This window comes from Faecalibacterium duncaniae (genome assembly GCF_010509575.1).
GTDB classification, from domain to species: domain Bacteria; phylum Bacillota; class Clostridia; order Oscillospirales; family Ruminococcaceae; genus Faecalibacterium; species Faecalibacterium duncaniae.
Genome location: NZ_CP048437.1, coordinates 2,331,505 through 2,348,652 on the forward strand (window position 1 = coordinate 2,331,505; position 17,148 = coordinate 2,348,652).

Annotated in this window: 15 protein-coding genes; 2 read left to right on the forward strand and 13 right to left on the reverse strand. The window is 59.0% G+C overall.

The window, feature by feature from the left end:
* Nucleotides 1-3: 3 nt before the first annotated feature.
* The gene (locus GXM22_RS11235) at nucleotides 4-3,273 is read left to right on the forward strand and encodes an FtsX-like permease family protein (RefSeq protein WP_005931351.1); all 3,270 of its coding nucleotides are present in this window, start codon (nucleotides 4-6) and stop codon (nucleotides 3,271-3,273) included.
* Nucleotides 3,274-3,365: 92 nt separating this feature from the next.
* Here GXM22_RS11235 and GXM22_RS11240 read toward each other — a convergent pair whose 3' ends face one another.
* From GXM22_RS11240 to GXM22_RS11265, 6 genes are all read right to left on the reverse strand, one after another.
* A complete protein-coding gene (locus tag GXM22_RS11240; RefSeq protein WP_005931353.1) occupies nucleotides 3,366-4,079 on the reverse strand; it encodes an ABC transporter ATP-binding protein in 714 nt (237 codons plus the stop codon).
* A gap of 4 nt (nucleotides 4,080-4,083) precedes the next feature.
* Nucleotides 4,084-4,923, reverse strand: coding sequence for an ABC transporter ATP-binding protein (locus GXM22_RS11245; RefSeq protein ID WP_005931356.1), 840 nt, complete (start codon nucleotides 4,921-4,923; stop codon nucleotides 4,084-4,086).
* Nucleotides 4,916-5,929 carry a branched-chain amino acid ABC transporter permease gene (locus tag GXM22_RS11250; protein ID WP_005931359.1) on the reverse strand — a complete coding sequence of 338 codons (1,014 nt, stop codon included), beginning with the start codon at nucleotides 5,927-5,929 and terminating at the stop codon, nucleotides 4,916-4,918. Before GXM22_RS11250 ends, GXM22_RS11245 begins: the two co-directional genes overlap by 8 nt.
* 13 nt (nucleotides 5,930-5,942) lie before the next feature.
* A complete protein-coding gene (locus tag GXM22_RS11255; RefSeq protein WP_005931363.1) occupies nucleotides 5,943-6,821 on the reverse strand; it encodes a branched-chain amino acid ABC transporter permease in 879 nt (292 codons plus the stop codon).
* Nucleotides 6,822-6,949: 128 nt separating this feature from the next.
* The gene (locus GXM22_RS11260; RefSeq protein ID WP_005931366.1) at nucleotides 6,950-8,173 is read right to left on the reverse strand and encodes an ABC transporter substrate-binding protein; all 1,224 of its coding nucleotides are present in this window, start codon (nucleotides 8,171-8,173) and stop codon (nucleotides 6,950-6,952) included.
* Between the two features lie 266 nt (nucleotides 8,174-8,439).
* A complete protein-coding gene (locus GXM22_RS11265) occupies nucleotides 8,440-9,783 on the reverse strand; it encodes an MATE family efflux transporter (protein ID WP_005931375.1) in 1,344 nt (447 codons plus the stop codon).
* A 277-nt stretch (nucleotides 9,784-10,060) separates the two neighbouring features.
* On the opposite strand from GXM22_RS11265, the gene eno reads away from it, so the two are divergent.
* Nucleotides 10,061-11,359 carry a phosphopyruvate hydratase gene (gene eno, locus GXM22_RS11270; RefSeq protein ID WP_005931378.1) on the forward strand — a complete coding sequence of 433 codons (1,299 nt, stop codon included), beginning with the start codon at nucleotides 10,061-10,063 and terminating at the stop codon, nucleotides 11,357-11,359.
* A gap of 91 nt (nucleotides 11,360-11,450) precedes the next feature.
* Here eno and GXM22_RS11275 read toward each other — a convergent pair whose 3' ends face one another.
* From GXM22_RS11275 to uxuA, 7 genes are all read right to left on the reverse strand, one after another.
* The gene (locus GXM22_RS11275) at nucleotides 11,451-11,984 is read right to left on the reverse strand and encodes a hypothetical protein (protein WP_099357295.1); all 534 of its coding nucleotides are present in this window, start codon (nucleotides 11,982-11,984) and stop codon (nucleotides 11,451-11,453) included.
* Nucleotides 11,962-12,438: a DUF4430 domain-containing protein gene (locus GXM22_RS11280; protein WP_005931384.1), complete on the reverse strand. Its 477-nt coding sequence runs from the start codon at nucleotides 12,436-12,438 to the stop codon at nucleotides 11,962-11,964. The genes GXM22_RS11275 and GXM22_RS11280 overlap by 23 nt, the downstream gene beginning before the upstream one ends.
* A 130-nt stretch (nucleotides 12,439-12,568) precedes the next feature.
* Entirely contained in the window at nucleotides 12,569-12,865 is a 297-nt protein-coding gene (locus tag GXM22_RS11285; protein ID WP_005931388.1) for a DUF2442 domain-containing protein, read from the reverse strand.
* Nucleotides 12,866-12,879: 14 nt separating this feature from the next.
* Nucleotides 12,880-13,140: a DUF4160 domain-containing protein gene (locus GXM22_RS11290; RefSeq protein WP_005931391.1), complete on the reverse strand. Its 261-nt coding sequence runs from the start codon at nucleotides 13,138-13,140 to the stop codon at nucleotides 12,880-12,882.
* Between the two features lie 53 nt (nucleotides 13,141-13,193).
* On the reverse strand, nucleotides 13,194-14,123 hold the full coding sequence (locus GXM22_RS11295; protein WP_035393701.1) for an ROK family protein: 930 nt from the start codon (nucleotides 14,121-14,123) through the stop codon (nucleotides 13,194-13,196).
* Between the two features lie 161 nt (nucleotides 14,124-14,284).
* Complete coding sequence (locus tag GXM22_RS11300; protein WP_005931397.1) at nucleotides 14,285-15,871, reverse strand: mannitol dehydrogenase family protein; 1,587 nt, start codon at nucleotides 15,869-15,871, stop codon at nucleotides 14,285-14,287.
* 8 nt (nucleotides 15,872-15,879) lie between these two features.
* Complete coding sequence (gene uxuA, locus GXM22_RS11305; RefSeq protein ID WP_005931401.1) at nucleotides 15,880-16,980, reverse strand: mannonate dehydratase; 1,101 nt, start codon at nucleotides 16,978-16,980, stop codon at nucleotides 15,880-15,882.
* Nucleotides 16,981-17,148: the final 168 nt, after the last annotated feature.

Consider the following 17,148-nt stretch of genomic DNA (forward strand, 5'->3'; position numbering starts at 1 on the left):
GCTATGCAGAAAAGCTATCGTAAAAATATCCGGCGTGACTTCCGGAGCAATCTGAACCGGTTCCTTTCCCTGTTCGGCATCGTGGCGCTGGGCGTGATGATGCTGACAGGCCTGGTCAGCTTTGCCCCCAGTATGCGCACCGCCGGGCAGAAGTACTATGTCCAGCAAAATGTGTTCGACCTGCGGGTGCTCTCCACGCTGGGCCTTTCGGAATCAGATCTCTCCGCCATTGCCGCCACGGAGGGCGTGAGCGCCGTGATGCCCGTGAAGTATCTGGACACCGAGGGCCGCTGGTCAAGCTCTACTGACGGAGCCGTGCTGCGGGTGCAGCAGCTTCCCGCCGACCCGGCTGCGGATACCGAGGCCAATATGAACCGCCTGACCCTGCTGGAGGGCCGGATGCCCGAAACCGCCAACGAGTGTGTGGTGCAGGTGCTGGGCCACGCTGACCCTGTCCCGCTGGGCACCGTGGTCACCCTGCCCGAGGACACCGAGGACATCCGCCGCACCGAATATACCGTGGTGGGCCAGGTGCAGGACCCTCAATATTTTTCTGCCACCCAGGAGACCAGCACCGTCGGCGACGGCATCCTGGATGCTCTTGTGTTCGTGCAGGACGGTGAATTGACCGCAGATTATTATACTGTCTGTTATCTCAAGGTAGCAGATGCCGCACAGTATGACAATTACAGTGATGAATACCAGACCGCTGTGGATACTGTGGCTGACCGGCTGGATGCCATCAGCAAGGAGCACTGTGTGGCCCGCCGGGCTCAGCTTATCGAGGATGCCACCACCCAGCTGAACGATGCCAAACAGACCTACAGCGAGCAGAAGGCCGAAGCCGAGCGCCAGTTTGCACAAGCCGAGCAGAAGCTGACCGACGCGCAGCGGGAGCTGGATGCCGCCAAGGCCCAGCTGGACGCAGGCGAAGCCGAGCTTGCCGCCCAGAAGGCCGCCCTGCCCGATACCATGCAGAGCGGTGCCGCCACGCTGGTGAGCAGCGAAGAGCAGGTGCTGGAATTTGAGGATCAGCTTCAGCAGATCCAGCTGCTGGTCAACCTGAAACAGGTGGCTGACCCCCTGCTGGGCTATGCCGAGACCGCTCTGAACAATGCCCAAAAGGCGCTGGATGAGGCCGAGCCCGAGGACGAGGAATACACCGAGCTGCGGGACGCGCTTGCCAAGGCACAGGCCGCTTACGATAACATCAAGGGCCAGCTGGACGGTTATCAGGCCCAGCTGGATGCCGGCAAGCAGCAGATGTATGCCAAAGGGCTCATCTCCTCGCCCAACCTCTCCAACACCGACCTTGTCACCGAAGCCAAAGCCGCCCTGCGCAGCATGAAGGTACAGCTGCTGCAGGGCCAGCTCCAGCTGAGCACCGGTACTGCCACTGCCTACACCCAATTTGAGGCCGCCCGTGCCCAGCTGGACGAGGGCTGGGCACAGTACCAGTCCGGGCAGGAACAGCTGGACGCTTCCCGCACCGAATACGAGACCCAGAAGGCCGATGCGGAGCAGAAACTCGCCGAAGGCCAGCAGCAGATCAACGATGCGGAAGAGAAGATCGCGGACATCCAGAACGGCGAGTGGTATGTGCTGGACCGCGGCAGCACCCTGAGCCTTGTCACGCTGGAACAGTACGCCGACCGGATGGCTGCCATTGCCCGGGTGTTCCCGGTGTTCTTCTTCCTGGTGGCGGCGCTGGTGGCTTCCACCACCATGACCCGCATGGTGGACGAGAACCGCCTGCAGATGGGCACCCTCAAGGCGCTGGGCTACTCCAACGCCAGCATTGCAGGCAAGTACTTACTCTATGGCATTGCCGCCAGCGTTCTGGGCAGCATCGTAGGCATTGCCGTGGGCTTTGTGGTGTTCCCCACCATCTTCTGGTACGCCTACCGCACCATGATGTTCTCCCTCCCCACCTTTACCCTGCACTTCTACCCGGGCCTGGCACTGGGCAGCATGGCCCTCAGCGCGGCGGTCATCGGCCTTGCCACCCTGCAGGCCTGCCGCGCCAGCCTCAAGGAAAAATCCGCCGCCCTGCTGCTGCCCCGTGCGCCTGCAGCGGGCAAGCGCATCCTCCTTGAATATCTCACCCCGCTGTGGAAGCGGATGAGCTTTTCCCAGAAAACCACCGCCCGCAACCTGTTCCGCTATAAAAAGCGCTTCTTTATGACCGTTCTTGGCGTGGCGGGCTGCACTGCCCTGCTCCTCATCGGCTTCGGCATCCAGGATTCCCTGCTGCCCATGCTGACCAAGCAGACCACCGAGCTGACCCACGCCGACCTGACCATCTCCCTGAGCGACGAAAAGGCTCTGACCATGGAGAACGGTCTGGCCGACCTGCTGGATTCCAGCAGCGGGATCACCAGCTGGGGCCGCTATTACACCAAGAGCGTCACCCTTTACAACGCCGAGGGGGAAAAAGAGACCGTCAGCCTGGTTGCCGCCGCAGACGAAAGCCAGATGACCGAATACTTCACCTTCCGCACCCGGCAGGGCCACAAGGCCATTGCCTTTGACGATTCCAGCGTCATCCTGACCGAAAAGACTGCCGAAAAGCTGGGGCTTTCGGTGGGCGACAGCTTTGAGGTGGAGACTGCTGACGGCGGGCGCAGGTCTCTGACCCTGACCGGCATCACCGAAAACTATGTCTTTACCCGGCTGTACCTCTCGCAGGCGCAGCTCAAAACGCTGAACAGCGGTGCTCTGCCCGCCTGGAACGCCGTTTACGGTCAGACCGACTGCCCCACCGATGCAGCCCGCGCCTCCCTCTCCTCCGCCATTCTGGCCTGCAACTATGTCAGCTCCGCCTCCTTCATCGAGGACACCACCCAGATGTTCGATGGCCTGATCGGCTGCCTGAACTATGTGGTCATGCTGGTCATCGTCTGCGCTGCCGCATTGGCCGCCGTGGTGCTCTACAACCTCATCAGCGTCAACCTGGGCGAGCGCAAAAAGGAGCTTGCCACCATCAAGGTGCTGGGCTTCTATGACAAGGAGGTCTACCGCTACATCTTCCGGGAGATCGACCTGCTCTCTCTCATCGGCTCCCTGGTGGGTCTGGTGGTGGGCATTCCCCTGCACCAGTTCATCATCCGCACTGTGGAAATGGACCAGATGATGTTCATCCGTTCCATCGCCCCCCGCAGCTTTGTGTTCAGCGTGGCGCTCACCATGCTCTTCAACTTTGCCGTCTGCCTGCTCATGCGCCGCCATGTCCGCCAGATCAGCATGGTGGAAAGCATGAAAGCGCCGGAATAATTCCCTTACAAACAGAACAACGCCCGCCGGGTGTGGTACTTCTCGTACCGCTCGGCGGGCGTATTGTTTTTACATTCTATCCAACTGCAGTCTCAGCCGCCCAGATAAGCGTTGCGGACGCGCTCATTGGTCAGCAGCTCTGCACCGGTGCCATCCATGACCACGTGGCCTGTCTCAAGAACATAGGCGCGGTCGGCCACGGAAAGGGCCATCTGTGCGTTCTGCTCCACCAGCAGGATGGTCATACCTTCCTTGTGGATATCGCGGATGATATCAAAGATCTCCTGCACCAGCAGCGGAGAAAGGCCCATAGAGGGCTCATCCAACATCAGCATAGAGGCGTTGCTCATCAGGGCACGGCCCATGGCCAGCATCTGCTGCTCGCCGCCGGACATGGTACCGGCCAGCTGCCTGCGGCGCTCCTTCAGGCGGGGGAAGAGGGTGAATACCTTTTCCTTGTTGGCCGCAATGGTGGAAGCGGGCTGGGTGTAGGCACCCATATCCAGGTTTTCCTCCACGGTCATGTGCAGGAACACATGGCGGCCCTCCGGCACCTGTGCCAGACCGGCCTCCACGATCTTATGGGCGCGCACGCCCTTGATGCTCTTGCCCTTGTACAGAATGTCGCCTGTTTTGGGGTGGAGCAGGCCGGAGATGGTTTTCAGGGTGGTGGACTTACCGGCACCGTTGGCACCGATCAGGGTCACGATCTCGCCCTCGTTCACCTCAAACGAAACATCCTTGACAGCGTGGATGTTGCCGTAATAAACGTTGATGTTATCAACTTTCAGCATCGTTTCTGCCATCGGTTCAGCCCTCCTTCTTGCCCAGGTAGGCCTCGATGACCTGGGGATTGTTGCGGATCTCATCCGGGGTGCCCTTGGCGATGATGCGGCCGAAGTTCAGCACCGCGATGCCCTCGCAGATGCCCATGACCAGGCTCATGTCATGCTCGATCAGCAGCACAGCGATGTTGAACTCATCGCGGATGCGGCGGATGGTCTCGGTCAGCTCAGCGGTTTCCGAGGGGTTCATACCGGCGGCAGGCTCATCCAATAGCAGCAGCTTGGGGCTGGTGGCCAGCGCGCGCATGATCTCCAAACGGCGCTGTGCGCCATAGGGCAGGCTGCCAGCCTGCGTATAGGCCATATCTGCCATGTGGAAAATGTCCAGCAGCTCAAAAGCACGCTCGGTGCAGCGCTTTTCCTCTTTCCAGTAGTTGGGCAGGCGGATCAGCGACGAGGCAAGATCGTACTTCATGGACTCATGCAGGCCGACCTTGATGTTGTCGATGACGCTCATCTCCTTGAACAGACGGATGTTCTGGAAGGTGCGGGCCACGCCCATCCGGTTGACCTGATAGGTCTTTTTGCCCGCCGTGGGCATTCCATCGATCAGGATGGAGCCGCGGGTAGGCTGGTAAACATTGGTCAGCAGGTTGAACACCGTGGTCTTACCGGCACCGTTGGGGCCGATCAGGCCGGTGATCTCGTTGCGGCCGATCATCAGGTTGAAGCCATCCACGGCGGTCAGGCCGCCAAAATCGATGCCCAGCTCACGGACATCCAGAATGGGCTTTTTGTCCTTATCGCGGTCCGTCAGAAAGCCGCCGGAGGGGACACTGTTCAGTCTGGTCTGGAACTCACTCATGGTCTGCACCCTCCTTCTTTTTCTTGCCAAACAGGACACGCTCCACAAGGCGGCTCATGGAGAAATCATAGCTGCCCAGCAGTCCGCCCGGGCGGAAGATCATCATCAGGATCAGCACCAGCGAGTAGATCACCATGCGGTAACTGTCGAAGCTGCGGGTCGCCTCAGGCAGGATGGTCAGGACCGTTGCGGAGAGGATGGAGCCCAGCATAGAGCCCATGCCGCCCAGAACCACCATGACCAGGATCTCGATGGACTTCATAAAGCCGAAGGTGGAGGGGTTCAGCACGCCGATGTAGCAGGCATACAGGCCGCCTGCCAGACCCGCAAAGGCAGCGGAAAAGGCAAAGGCCATGACCTTGTAGTAGGTGGTCTGGATGCCGCAGCTCTCGGCGGCGATCTCGTTGTCGCGGATGGCCAGCACGGCACGGCCGTGGCGGCTCTTCATCATGGCGTGGATCAGGAAGCAGGTGATGACCACGCAGAGGAACACGTTGGTGAAGTTGGAGTACTTGGGGATGTTCTTCAGGCCCTTGGAGCCATAGAACAGCTTAAAGCCCAGCACATCATCGATGTTGTTCAGGGTAATGCGGATGATCTCACCAAAGCCCAGCGTCAAAATGGCCAGATAGTCGCCGGTCAGGCGCAGGGCCGGGATGCCGATGAGCACACCGAACAGACCAGCCACGATGCAGGCCAGCACCAGACCGATGGCAAAAGAGACACCGTCCGGCAGCGGGCAGAACTTGGTGAACAGGGCGCAGGTGTAGGCACCCACAGCCATGAAACCAGCATGACCCAGCGGCAGCTGCCCCAGATAGCCGGTGGCAACGTTCAGGGAGACCGCCAGGATGATATTGATGCCCACCGTCATCAGCACCTTGTTCTGGTAGGTGGACAGGATATTCCGGGTCAGGTAGGAAAGCGCCACGAACAGCAGAGCCACCAGCACGGCGTTCATCAGGTAGCGCACGGGCATTTTGATCGTTTTACGGTTCTTATTCATCTTCCTGCCCTCCTTACACCTTTTCCTGCACCTTGCGGCCGAGGAAGCCGGTGGGCTTGAACAGCAGCACGATGATCAGGATGGCAAACGTGACGGCATCCTTCCAGGCGGAAAGGCCGATGGCGGAGACGAAGCACTCGCACAGGCCGATGGCAATGCCGCCGATCATTGCGCCCGGGATGGAGCCGATGCCGCCAAGAACGGCGGCAACAAAGGCTTTCAGGCCCAGCATGGAGCCCATGGTGGGGGTAGCCTGCGGGTAGGAGCAGCAGTACAGCACCGAGCCGATACCGGCCAGCGCGGAGCCCACCGCAAAGGTAAAGGAGATGGTGCTGTTGACATTGATGCCCATCAGGCGGGCAGCGTCCATATCCTCAGAGACAGCGCGCATGGCCTTGCCCAGCTTGGTCTTCTGCACCAGAAAGGTCAGCACCAGCATGGACAGCACGGTGACCACCAGCGTGATCACGGAGGTCAGGCCCAGGGGCACACTGCCGATCATAAAGGTCTTGTTGCCGTAGTAGGAAGGGATGACCTTCGCGCCGGAACCCATCACCAGCTCAGCGGTGTACTCCAGGAAGAAGGAGACACCAATGGCCGTGATCAGCAGGGAGATGCGGGGCGCGTTGCGCAACGGGGTGTAGGCGACCTTTTCGATCACCACACCCAGCAGGGTGCAGGTAATAATGGTGGCGCACACGGCCGTCACCGGGCCAAGGCCCAGCTGGTTCATAACGAACCAGGACATGTATGCACCCACCATGATGACATCGCCGTGGGCAAAGTTCAGCAGCAGGATGATACCGTACACCATGCTGTAACCCAGTGCGATCAGTGCATAGATGCTGCCAAGGGACAAGCCGTTGATCAGCTGACTAAAGAACACTGTCATTGGATGGACACTTCCTTTCTTTCTACCAAAAAAGCGGAGACAACCTGTTCCGGCGGCCTCCGCAAGGGTACATCATTCTCTGGTTCCGGCATTCAGGCCGCACACCGGTGTGCGGCGCAGAAGCGGGATCAGAACATTTCCTTCAGTTCGGGCTTGCCGTCCACGTAGGTCAGGATCGCAGTCTTCTTGACAGGATCGTGGTGCTCATCAAAGGTAAAGGTGCCGGTGATGCCCTCGATGGTGCCGGAGGCAATGGCATCGTTGACAGCCTGCTTGTACTCATCGGTACCGGCCTCCAGGCCGGCATCCTCAGCAGCCTGCACGCCGTAAACCACGGTCTTGGCGGCATCGTAGCCCAGAGGAGCAAAGCCGTTGGGGTAATCCTCGCCGTACTCTGCCTTGTAGGCATCCTCGAACTCGGGGCTGGAGCCCTTTGCGTAGTTTGCGCAGAAGTAGCTGTCCTTCAGCTGATCGGCAGTGGCATAGCCCTCCAGACCATCCCAGCCGTCGCCGCCCAGGAAGGGAACATTCAGGCCGACGCTCTCAGCCTGAGACAGGATCTGGCCCACTTCCTCGTAGTAGTTGGGGCAGAACACGGTCTCGGGGCCCTTGCCCAGGATGCTGGTCAGCTGGGTCTTGAAGTCCACGTCGCCCTCGGAGTAGCTCTCCTGATCGACAATGGTGCCGCCCAGGCTCTCGAACTCGTTGACAAAGTTCTCAGCCAGACCCTCGTTGTAGTCAGCGCCCTTCTTGAAGATGACAGCTGCCTTGGTGTAGCCCAGCTTCTGGTAAGCATAATCAGCCATCTTGATGCCCTGGAACGGGTCGGTAAAGGTGGCACGGAAGACATTCTCGTTCACGGTGTCGGTCTCGGCATCGTAGGTAACGGCCTCAGCGGTAGCGGAAGCAGTGACCATGGGCATGTTGTAATCTGCGCTCTCGGCAGCAACTGCCAGGGTGGGGGTGGTGGTGACATCGCCCACCAGAGCAGTGATGCCCTCGTCCACCATCTTGGTGAAGCAGTTGACAGCCTGCGTAGCATCACCCTGCTCATCCTCGGTCAGGATCTCGATCTGCTTGCCATTGATGCCGCCGTCGGCGTTGACCTGCTTCAGGTACAGAGAAGCGCCGTTGACAACGGCCTGGCCGTAAACGGAAACGTTGCCGGTCAGGGGGCCCATCACGCCGATCTTGATGGTGTCACCGGAAGCAGCGGCAGAGCCTGCAGCGGATGCGGCAGTGGAAGAAGCGGCAGTGCTGGAAGAGGAGCCGCCGCAGGCGGTCAGGACACCGGCAGCAGCCACGACACCGGCAGTGGTCAGAAAGTTGCGGCGAGAGATCATCTTTTTCATAATACAATATCCTCCTGTTGGAAGTTTTTCGTATGATAGATGCACAAAGCAGGGCGCTTCCCTCAAAGCCGCCCTGCTTTGTGTGTGTATTCATTATAGTCTCGCCGGGCGGGTTGTGCAATTCACAAACCGTCCATACTTTTCCGGGCATTTTCCGGCATTTTATGTGAAAGCCACCAAAAAATCCATGTTGTTTTTGGTTATTTTTTCATTTTGTTCACTTTGTTTCATCGTGAAATGAAGGGCTTTCACCCATGTCAAAAAAGTTACAGCGTCGTTTTTTCTTCTGCCTGCCGGTAAATAGAGGTACGATAAAACACCATGGAGAGCACGGTGCCCACAAACCAGCCCACAGGCCAGGACAGCCAGATGCCGTTCACGCCCAGCCAGCGGGAAAACAGCATGGCCAGCACCACGCGCAGGAACAGGTCGGAAAGGGTGGTCGCCATAAAGCGGCCCATCATGCCGCAGCCGCGCATCAGGCCGTCTGAGGTCAGCTTGAAGGCCAGCAGCAGGTAGAAGGGTGCGATCGTCTGCAGGAAGGTCAGGCCGGTGTTGATGGCCTCGCCCGTGGGGCTGTTCATAAAGAGCATGAGCAGCTGGCGGCCTGCCAGCAGGTACAGGGCCGTGAAGCAGAGGCAGATGCTGCCCAGCAGTCTGGCACCGGCCCCAAAACCCGCCTTGACACGCTCGTTCTTCCCGGCACCCAGATTCTGGGAGGCGTAGTTGGAAATGCCGCTGCCCAGCGTGGTCAGGGAGGAGATGAGCACATTGTTCAGCTTGGTGGCCGCGGCAAAGCCCGCGATCACGCTGGCACCGAAGGAGTTGACCACGCTCTGGATGATGATATTGCCCACTGAGACAAAGCTCTGCTGCAAAATGCTGGGGATGGCCACCACTGCGATCTGGCCCAGCATCTTCCAAGAGAACCAGACCCGCTCCCCCTCACTCGGGACAGCACGCACCCGCCGGGCCACCCCCCACAGGGAGAGCACGCAGCTCACCCCCTGGCACAGAAAGGTCGCCCAGGCCACACCGGCAACCCCCATATCAAAAGCAGCCACGAACAGCACGTCCACCGCGATGTTTGCGGTAGAGGAACCCGCCAGAAACAGGAACGGGGTGCGGCTGTCGCCCAGCGCCGTAAAAATGCCCGTTGCCACATTGTAAAGGAACAGGAAGGGCAGGCCCAGGGTGTAGATATCCAGATACTCTGCCGAGTCGGCCATCAGCTCCGCCGGGGTGCGGATGAGCACCAGCAGGCTCCGGCAGCCCAGCAGGCCCACCGCCATCAGGGCACCGCAGAGCACCACCGTGCCGATAAGCGCCGTGGAGACGGCGGTTTTCATGGTGTTGTAGTCCTTTGCGCCAAAATACCGGGAAACGATGACAGAGCCGCCGATGTTGCAGCCGAATGAGAACGCCAGAAAGATCAGGGTGATTTCGTAGCTGTTGCCCACAGCGGCCAGAGCGTTTTCACCGATCAGCTTGCCCGCCACAAGGCTGTCGGCAATGTTGTAGAGCTGCTGGAACAGGATGCTGCCGAACATGGGCAGGCAGAACTGCCACAGCACCTTGGACGGGGAGCCCACGGTCAGGTCTTTGTTCATGTAAAAAAATCCTCCTCAATCTTTGGTTCTCTCTTGTCTATCTATCATTTTACCGTCCCCTCTTCGGAATGTAAACTCACAAATCCACACACTCCCCCATCCTTTTCCCGCTTTCTGCCGGATACGCACCCGCCCCGGCGGGCATCCTATCAATGTTTACAGCGGCAAACATCCGCAGACCCTCTTGCGCAAGGGTGCGGGACGTGGTAGGATAAAGGCAGTTAGTTAGTTTTGACTATCTATATAATTTCTCATCGAAGATCGGGAGGTTACTGTGATGAACTATCTGGAAATTGAATCTGTGATCGGCCGCGAGATCCTGGACTCCCGCGGCAATCCCACCGTTGAGGCCGAGATCACTCTGGCCGACGGCACGGTTGCCCGCGGCTGTGCCCCCTCCGGCGCTTCCACCGGCGAGTTCGAGGCTCTGGAGCTGCGCGACGGCGACAAGAGCCGCTATCTGGGCAAGGGCGTGACCAAGGCTGTGGAGAACATCAACACTGTCATCGCTGACGCGGTGGTGGGCATGGATGCATCCGACATCTACGCTATTGATGCCGCCATGCTCCGGGCCGACGGCACCAAGGACAAATCCAATCTGGGCGCAAACGCCATTCTGGCGGTCTCCATTGCCGCCTGCCGCGCTGCCGCCGCTTCTCTGGAAATGCCCCTGTACCGCTTTCTGGGCGGCGTGAACGGCAACCGCCTGCCCGTGCCCATGATGAACATCCTGAACGGCGGTGCACACGCTGCCAACACCGTGGACACGCAGGAGTTTATGATCATGCCCGTGGGTGCACCCAGCTTCAAGGAAGCCCTGCGTTGGTGCGCCGAGGTGTTCCACGCTCTGGCCTCCATCCTGAAGGCCAGGGGCCTGGCCACCTCCGTGGGCGACGAGGGCGGCTTTGCCCCCAACCTGTCCAGCGACGAGGAGACCATCGAGACCATTCTGGCCGCCATCGAGAAGGCCGGTTATCAGCCCGGCAGGGACTTCATGCTGGCCATGGATGCCGCTTCCTCCGAGTGGAAGAGCCCCAAGGGCAAGGGTTTCTATAAGCTGCCCAAGGCCGGCACAGAGTACACTTCCAGTGAGCTGATCGCACACTGGAAGAGCTTGGTGGAAAAGTATCCCATCATCTCCATTGAAGATGGCTTGGATGAAGAAGACTGGGAAGGCTGGCAGGAGATGACCCGGGAACTGGGCAGCAAGGTCCAGCTGGTGGGCGACGACCTGTTCGTTACCAACACCGAGCGTCTGGCCAAGGGCATCCAGCTGGGTACAGGAAACGCCATCCTGATCAAGCTGAACCAGATCGGTTCTGTTTCCGAGACGCTGGAGGCCATCAAAATGGCCCACAAGGCCGGCTACACCGCCATCAGCTCTCACCGCTCCGGCGAGACCGAGGACACCACCATTGCTGATCTGGCCGTTGCCCTGAACACCTGCCAGATTAAGACCGGTGCCCCCAGCCGCACCGAGCGCGTTGCCAAGTACAACCAGCTGCTCCGCATTGAGGAAGATCTGGGTGCAAGCGCCGTTTACCCCGGCATGGCCGCCTTCAACGTAAAACGCTGATTTCCTCAGCTGCAACCTGCTTTCTTTCCTGTTTCCGCGCAGAACAAAAGGGAGCGTCCCATGGTTTTCCACCGTGGGACGCTCCCTTTGTTCAATCCAGATGGATCTGCCGTTTGGCTGTCTGCAGCGCTCTGCGCAGGGGGCGGTAGAGCAGCAGCATGATGACAAAATTTCCCACGCCGTGCATGGCATCGTAGGAAAGGCCGCTGAGCCACCAGCTCAGGGCAAAGGCCGGTGTTTTTGCCACCAGATACACCGCCGCACACAGGCCGCCGAAGCACAGGCCGTAGATGCCGCTGAACACCGCCCAGCCAAGGGCATTGTCCATCCGGCGCAGCAGCCATGCCAGCAGGGCCAGCAGATACCAGACATACAGGTACATGGCCCACCACAGCCCAAAGCCGTACAGCACACCCTGCAGCAGGATGAACACCGTAACAGCCCCCGGCGTTTCCCGGGGCAGCTCCAGCGCAAACAGGATGACGAGCAGTGTCACCGGTTCAATGTTGGGCAGGCCGCTCATGGCCTGCTTGCTCACCACCAGCAGCGCACCCATCAGGCCGCTGAGCACCAGCCGCAGCACCCGGATGTGCACAGGCTCCTTACTTCGTGTAGGTAAAGGCATAGCTGTCGCCATCGTGCAGCGCAATGTCTGCCACGCCCACGGTGGTCATCTCGCCGGTGGCATCGGTCAGGCACCACCATGCCTGATCCTTATCCCAGTCGGCGGTTTCGCCGTTGACGGTGGTCACAAAGCCTGCAGCAGCCTCCTCTTCGCTGATGAGCCCGGCTTCCACCAGAGCATCGCTCAGCTTCTCGCCATCGGTCACTTCCAGCGTAAAGGTCTGGCTCTCGCCATCCGCGCCGGTCACGGTAAACTCTGCCTTGACCTTGGCATCCTCAGCCTGCCCGGAAGCAGCCTCAGAGGAAGCGGCTTCACTGGAAGCTGCCACAGAGGACACGGCCTCAGAAGAGGCGGCACTGGATGCCGTGCTGGAAGCTGCACCGCAGCCTGCCAGCAGCCCGGCAGCCAGAGCGGCACTGATCACAACGGCCAGAAATTTATGCATGGTTTTCATAGAAAAAGAACTCCTTTGTTTGTTTTCCGCGCGCCCTGCGCGCAGGGTCTATCATATCATGGGTGCGCCCAAAAATCAAGGCACAGCGCAGTTACGATGATGCACCAGCGCTGTGCCGTTGTGTTTTATTTCAGGATGCCTTTTCCAACGGGTCAACGACCACCGGACAGGTCTCATACAGCTCTATCGGGTCAAGGTCGATACAATTGCAAGGGTCCATGTCACCGCTCACATCCCATGCCGCCGTGTCATTCAGCACCGTCAGCCGGTCACGGAAATAATCCGGGTCGCGCATAGGCTCGAACACTCCCCCCAGCTGCAACAGGGGCTTTGCATCATACAGGCGGACAGAGCCATCACTGAAATACAGGTAGATGGTAAAATCTTCTCCTGCAACAGCCTGCAATACTTTTGGAATATATTCCATACTGTACTCCCCTTTCAAATCAATGGTGCCACATGATTCAAGGGCTTTGCATCCCTGGCAAGTTCCCAGTTCTGCATCAGCTCATCTTTATGCAGCTCACACCATGCCAGAATCAATTTCAACTGGCGGCTGGGCAATGCACCACGGATAACACAGGAGTGCTGAATATCCACCAGTGCTTTATAGCCACCATATTCCGCATGGAAATGCGGTGGGTTATGGTCACTGTAAAACATTGTGATCCGAATCCCGCAAAACAAACTGATCTCCGGCATAATTCCACCCTCCTGTCACGCCCAGTATAACACAGCTTCGTGTGTTTTGTCCATCAATCTTCTAAAAACGCCTTCTGGTAGCTTGCAAAGGCACCGATCTGGTTGGCCTCGCTCAGGAACCGGCAGGGCACGATTTCCGGGCGGGGCAGGCAGCGGGCCTGCGCTTCGCTGAAGGGATGGCCCCGCAGGATGTACTCCTCATATACCTCGTTCAGGGTCTCCACAAGGATGGGCTGCTTGCTGATGCCGCCGCCGATGGCCACCTTTTCCAGATCCAGCAAAACGTTCAGGTTGTAGATCTGCACGGCAACGGCCCGGCAGAAGCTGCGCAGGGTCTCGTTGGCCTCGGTCTCCCCAGCGTGGACCGCCTCAAAGAAGATGCGTCCATCCATAGGTGCATCGGCGGGCAGGCCCTTGCGGGCGCGGTAGCCGCTCAACAGGCCGCTGGTACTGCACTGGCAGGCAACGCTCTTTGTGGGGTCGTTCCAGGCATCGGCGTTGGTGTTCATAAAGCTATACTCGCCTGCCGTGCAGTCCCGGCCGCGCACCAGCTTCCCATCAATGATCAGGCCGCCGCCCACACCGGTGCCGATGATGAACACTGCTGCGTTCCTGCAGCCCTTCAGCACACCCCGCTCCAGCTCTGCAATGGCGGCCGCTTTGCCGTCATTCTCGATCCAGACACGGCAGCCGCAGGCCTCGGCCAGCCGGGGGCCGACAGGCGTGCCCACGTTGTAGGCCAGCGAGGGTGCTCCGCCGCCCCTGACCACACCCTGCTCGGCATCAATGAAGCCGGGCAGGCTCAGGGCAATGCCGTCCACCTCGTCCTTGTGGGGCAGGTAGATCTCCCGCAGAGTGTTCAGGAAGTGCTCCTGTGAATCCGCCGGGGTGGGCGTGCTGCCCGTATCGGTCCGGTTCAGCTGCTCATCCATCACCGAATATTTGATCCCGGTGCCGCCCACATCAAAAACCATTACTTTCATGTACAGACCCTCCTGCGCTTTTTTTCTATTATTGCAAATCGCTCTCCAAATGTAAAGAGCCATGCGCTCCGCCATGCCGGAAAACAAGAAAATCCCGCGCTGCGGCAAAGCAAAACGCAGCGCGGGAACGAAGATAGCTTAATTCAGGATCGTGTCAGTGCTCAGCGGGCGACAACGTACTTGTGCAGGGTCTTGCGGACTGCGCCGTTGCCAGCGTACAGCTCCTTGACCATGCCCTCGATCTGCTCACCCAGGCCGACCTCGTACAGGTCAACACCGAACACATCGGCACGGCTGTACAGGTTCTTCAGGCAGCTGAAGTCCTGCTCGCCTTCCTTGACTTCCAGAGGAGCCACGATGGCCTGCAGCTCAGCCAGCATCGGATCGGGAGAGATCTCGAAGGCCTTGCCGTTGTCATCAATGCCCTTCAGGTAGCGGGCATAACCTGCCAGCACCAGGGGGATCAGCACCAGGTTGGACTTGTCCAGACCGCGTGCCTGATATGCCTTGATGGTCTCGCCGAAGCGGATGGCCAGCTTCTGAGAGGTATCGGTAGCGATACGCTGGGGAGCATCGGGCATGAAGGGGTTGGGCAGGCGGCGGTTGATGACAGCACCGATGAACTCGTAGGGGTTCAGGACACCGGGATCAACGACCACGGGCATTGCCTCGATATAACCGATCTTCTGGATGAAGGAGCGCAGATCCTCGTCGGCCATCTCGGCGCTGATGAGGGTGTAATTCAGCATGCAGCCGTAGATGGACATTGCGGTGTGCAGGGGGTTCAGGCAGGTGCACACCTTCATCTTCTCGATCTTGTCAACGGTCTCGCGGTCGCAGTACAGCACACCGCCCAGCTCCAGCGGAGGACGGCCGTTGGTGTAGTGATCCTCGATGCACAGGTACTGGGTCTCCTCTGCGTTGACAAAGGGAGCAGTAAAGGTGTGCTTCTCGGTCACGATGGTGTAGTTGTCCTCAAAGCCATCCTTGGCCAGCATCTCCTGGACCTTTGCATCGGGACGGGGAGTGATCTTGTCGATCATGCTCCAGGGGAAGGTGATCTTGGTCTCGTCCTGAACGTATGCCAGGAACTCAGCGGGAACCAGACCCTGCTCGACCCACTTGGAAGCGTAGGCGTGGACAGCGCTCTTGACCTTGTCGCCGTTGTGCGAGCAGTTATCCATGCTCTGAACGGTCAGGGGCAGCTTGCCGGCCTTGAAGCGCTCGTACAGCAGAGCGGTGACCTTGCCCATGGCCAGAACGGGGGTCAGGCCGCGCTCCAGGTCAGCAGGAGCAACGCCGTAGCCCTTCTCGGTGATGGTGAAAGAGATCATCTGCAGGCTGGGGTTCTGGAAGATCTCGACCAGACGAGCCCAATCCTCGCCGAAGGAGTAATCAGCCTTCAGGCTCTCAGTCACAGAAGCGATGACCTTCTTCTCGATGTCGCCGGTGGACTTCAGGCAGACCAGCAGGCTCAGGTTGTCGTAGGGCTGGTAAGCCTTGTCGATGATCTCGTAGTCAAAGCTCTCAGCAACAATGACACCGCGGTCATACTTGCCGCTGTTCAGGGCCTCATTCAGGATGGCAGCGGGGAAGGCACGGAAGATATTGCCTGCGCCGAAGTGCACCCAGGTGGGCTCTGCGTGGGTCTTGGCCTTGACAGCCTCCACGTCAAACTTGGGCAGCTCGTAGCCCTTTTCTGCCCACTCGGCGGACAGATTGCCGTTCTTGATATCAGACAGCTTCATAATAGTACTCAGCCTTTCTTTTTCTCTTCATCCAGACGGTCCAGCAGGTCCCAGACACCCAGCATGTACTGGATACCCAGAGCACGGTCATACTTGCCGTAACCGGGGCGGCAGTTGCCGGGGCCTTCCTCCCACAGCTGACGGCCGTGGTCGGGGCGGATATAGCCCTCGTAGCCGCAGTCATGGTAGGCGCGCAGGATCTCGATGATGCCGGTCTCGCCGCAGCAGTCGCGGTGAGCAGCCTCGGAGAAGTCGCCATTGGGGAAGTGGTGGATGTTGCGGATGTGAGCAAATGCAATGCGGTCGCAGTGCTTGCGGACGATCTCAGCAACGTTGTTGTTGGGGTTTGCGTTCAGGCTGCCGGAGCACAGGGTCAAGCAGTTGTACTCGTCGTCCACCATGCTCAGGAAGCGGTCGATGCTCTCAGCATCCACCAGCAGGCGGGGCAGGCCGAAGATATCCCAAGGGGGATCGTCCATGTGGATGGCCATCTTGATGTCGCACTCGCGGCAGGTGGGCATCAGAGCCTCCAGGAAGTACTTCAGGTTCTCCCACAGCTTTTCCTTGGTGACAGGGGCATAGGCCTTGAACAGCTCGTCCAGCTTTGCCATACGCTCGGGCTCCCAGCCGGGGAAGGTCATGTTGTACTTCTCGGTGAAGCCCAGGATGTAGTCGGCCATGGCCTTGTAATCGTCCTGGATCATGTCCTTCTGGTAGAACAGAGCAGTGGAGCCGTCGCCGACGGGGTGGAACAGGTCGGTACGGGTCCAGTCAAAGATGGGCATGAAGTTGTAGCAGATGACCTTGACACCGAACTTGGACAGGTTGCGGATGCACTGCTTGTAGTTCTCGATGTACTTGTCGCGGGTGGGCAGGCCGATCTTGATGTCATCGTGGACATTGACAGACTCGACCACGTCCATGTCGAAGCCGTAGGCGTGGATCTGATCGGCGACCTTCTGGATCTCGTCGATCTCCCAGATCTCACCGGGCATCTTGTTGTGCAGTGCCCAGACGATGCTGGTCACGCCGGGAATCTGCTTGATGTCGTTGAGGGTGATGGGATCGTTGCCCTCACCGTACCAACGCCAACCCATTTTCATAGGCATAGTGGGTTCCTCCTTGTTTGTTGCTTTGCTTCTTAAATGCCGCGGCGGATGCCGTGGCACATTCTTGCTTATATTCTAATATATCAGTTTCAAATTGGCAATTGACGTTTTGACAAGTTTTGATGTTTTTTCTTGTATACTTTACACAAAGAAACGGCCACACATGGG

What these genes read in the sequence shown, in the direction of transcription:
- GXM22_RS11295 (WP_035393701.1), bottom strand. Translation starts at nt 14,123, where the DNA reads ATGAAAGTAATGGTTTTTGATGTGGGCGGCACCGGGATCAAATATTCG.
- GXM22_RS11235 (WP_005931351.1), top strand. Translation starts at nt 4, where the DNA reads ATGCAGAAAAGCTATCGTAAAAATATCCGGCGTGACTTCCGGAGCAAT.
- GXM22_RS11290 (WP_005931391.1), bottom strand. Translation starts at nt 13,140, where the DNA reads ATGCCGGAGATCAGTTTGTTTTGCGGGATTCGGATCACAATGTTTTAC.
- GXM22_RS11250 (WP_005931359.1), bottom strand. Translation starts at nt 5,929, where the DNA reads ATGAATAAGAACCGTAAAACGATCAAAATGCCCGTGCGCTACCTGATG.
- GXM22_RS11280 (WP_005931384.1), bottom strand. Translation starts at nt 12,438, where the DNA reads ATGAAAACCATGCATAAATTTCTGGCCGTTGTGATCAGTGCCGCTCTG.
- GXM22_RS11285 (WP_005931388.1), bottom strand. Translation starts at nt 12,865, where the DNA reads ATGGAATATATTCCAAAAGTATTGCAGGCTGTTGCAGGAGAAGATTTT.
- uxuA (WP_005931401.1), bottom strand. Translation starts at nt 16,980, where the DNA reads ATGCCTATGAAAATGGGTTGGCGTTGGTACGGTGAGGGCAACGATCCC.
- GXM22_RS11255 (WP_005931363.1), bottom strand. Translation starts at nt 6,821, where the DNA reads ATGACAGTGTTCTTTAGTCAGCTGATCAACGGCTTGTCCCTTGGCAGC.
- GXM22_RS11265 (WP_005931375.1), bottom strand. Translation starts at nt 9,783, where the DNA reads ATGAACAAAGACCTGACCGTGGGCTCCCCGTCCAAGGTGCTGTGGCAG.
- GXM22_RS11275 (WP_099357295.1), bottom strand. Translation starts at nt 11,984, where the DNA reads ATGCCTTTACCTACACGAAGTAAGGAGCCTGTGCACATCCGGGTGCTG.
- eno (WP_005931378.1), top strand. Translation starts at nt 10,061, where the DNA reads ATGAACTATCTGGAAATTGAATCTGTGATCGGCCGCGAGATCCTGGAC.
- GXM22_RS11245 (WP_005931356.1), bottom strand. Translation starts at nt 4,923, where the DNA reads ATGAGTGAGTTCCAGACCAGACTGAACAGTGTCCCCTCCGGCGGCTTT.
- GXM22_RS11300 (WP_005931397.1), bottom strand. Translation starts at nt 15,871, where the DNA reads ATGAAGCTGTCTGATATCAAGAACGGCAATCTGTCCGCCGAGTGGGCA.
- GXM22_RS11260 (WP_005931366.1), bottom strand. Translation starts at nt 8,173, where the DNA reads ATGAAAAAGATGATCTCTCGCCGCAACTTTCTGACCACTGCCGGTGTC.
- GXM22_RS11240 (WP_005931353.1), bottom strand. Translation starts at nt 4,079, where the DNA reads ATGGCAGAAACGATGCTGAAAGTTGATAACATCAACGTTTATTACGGC.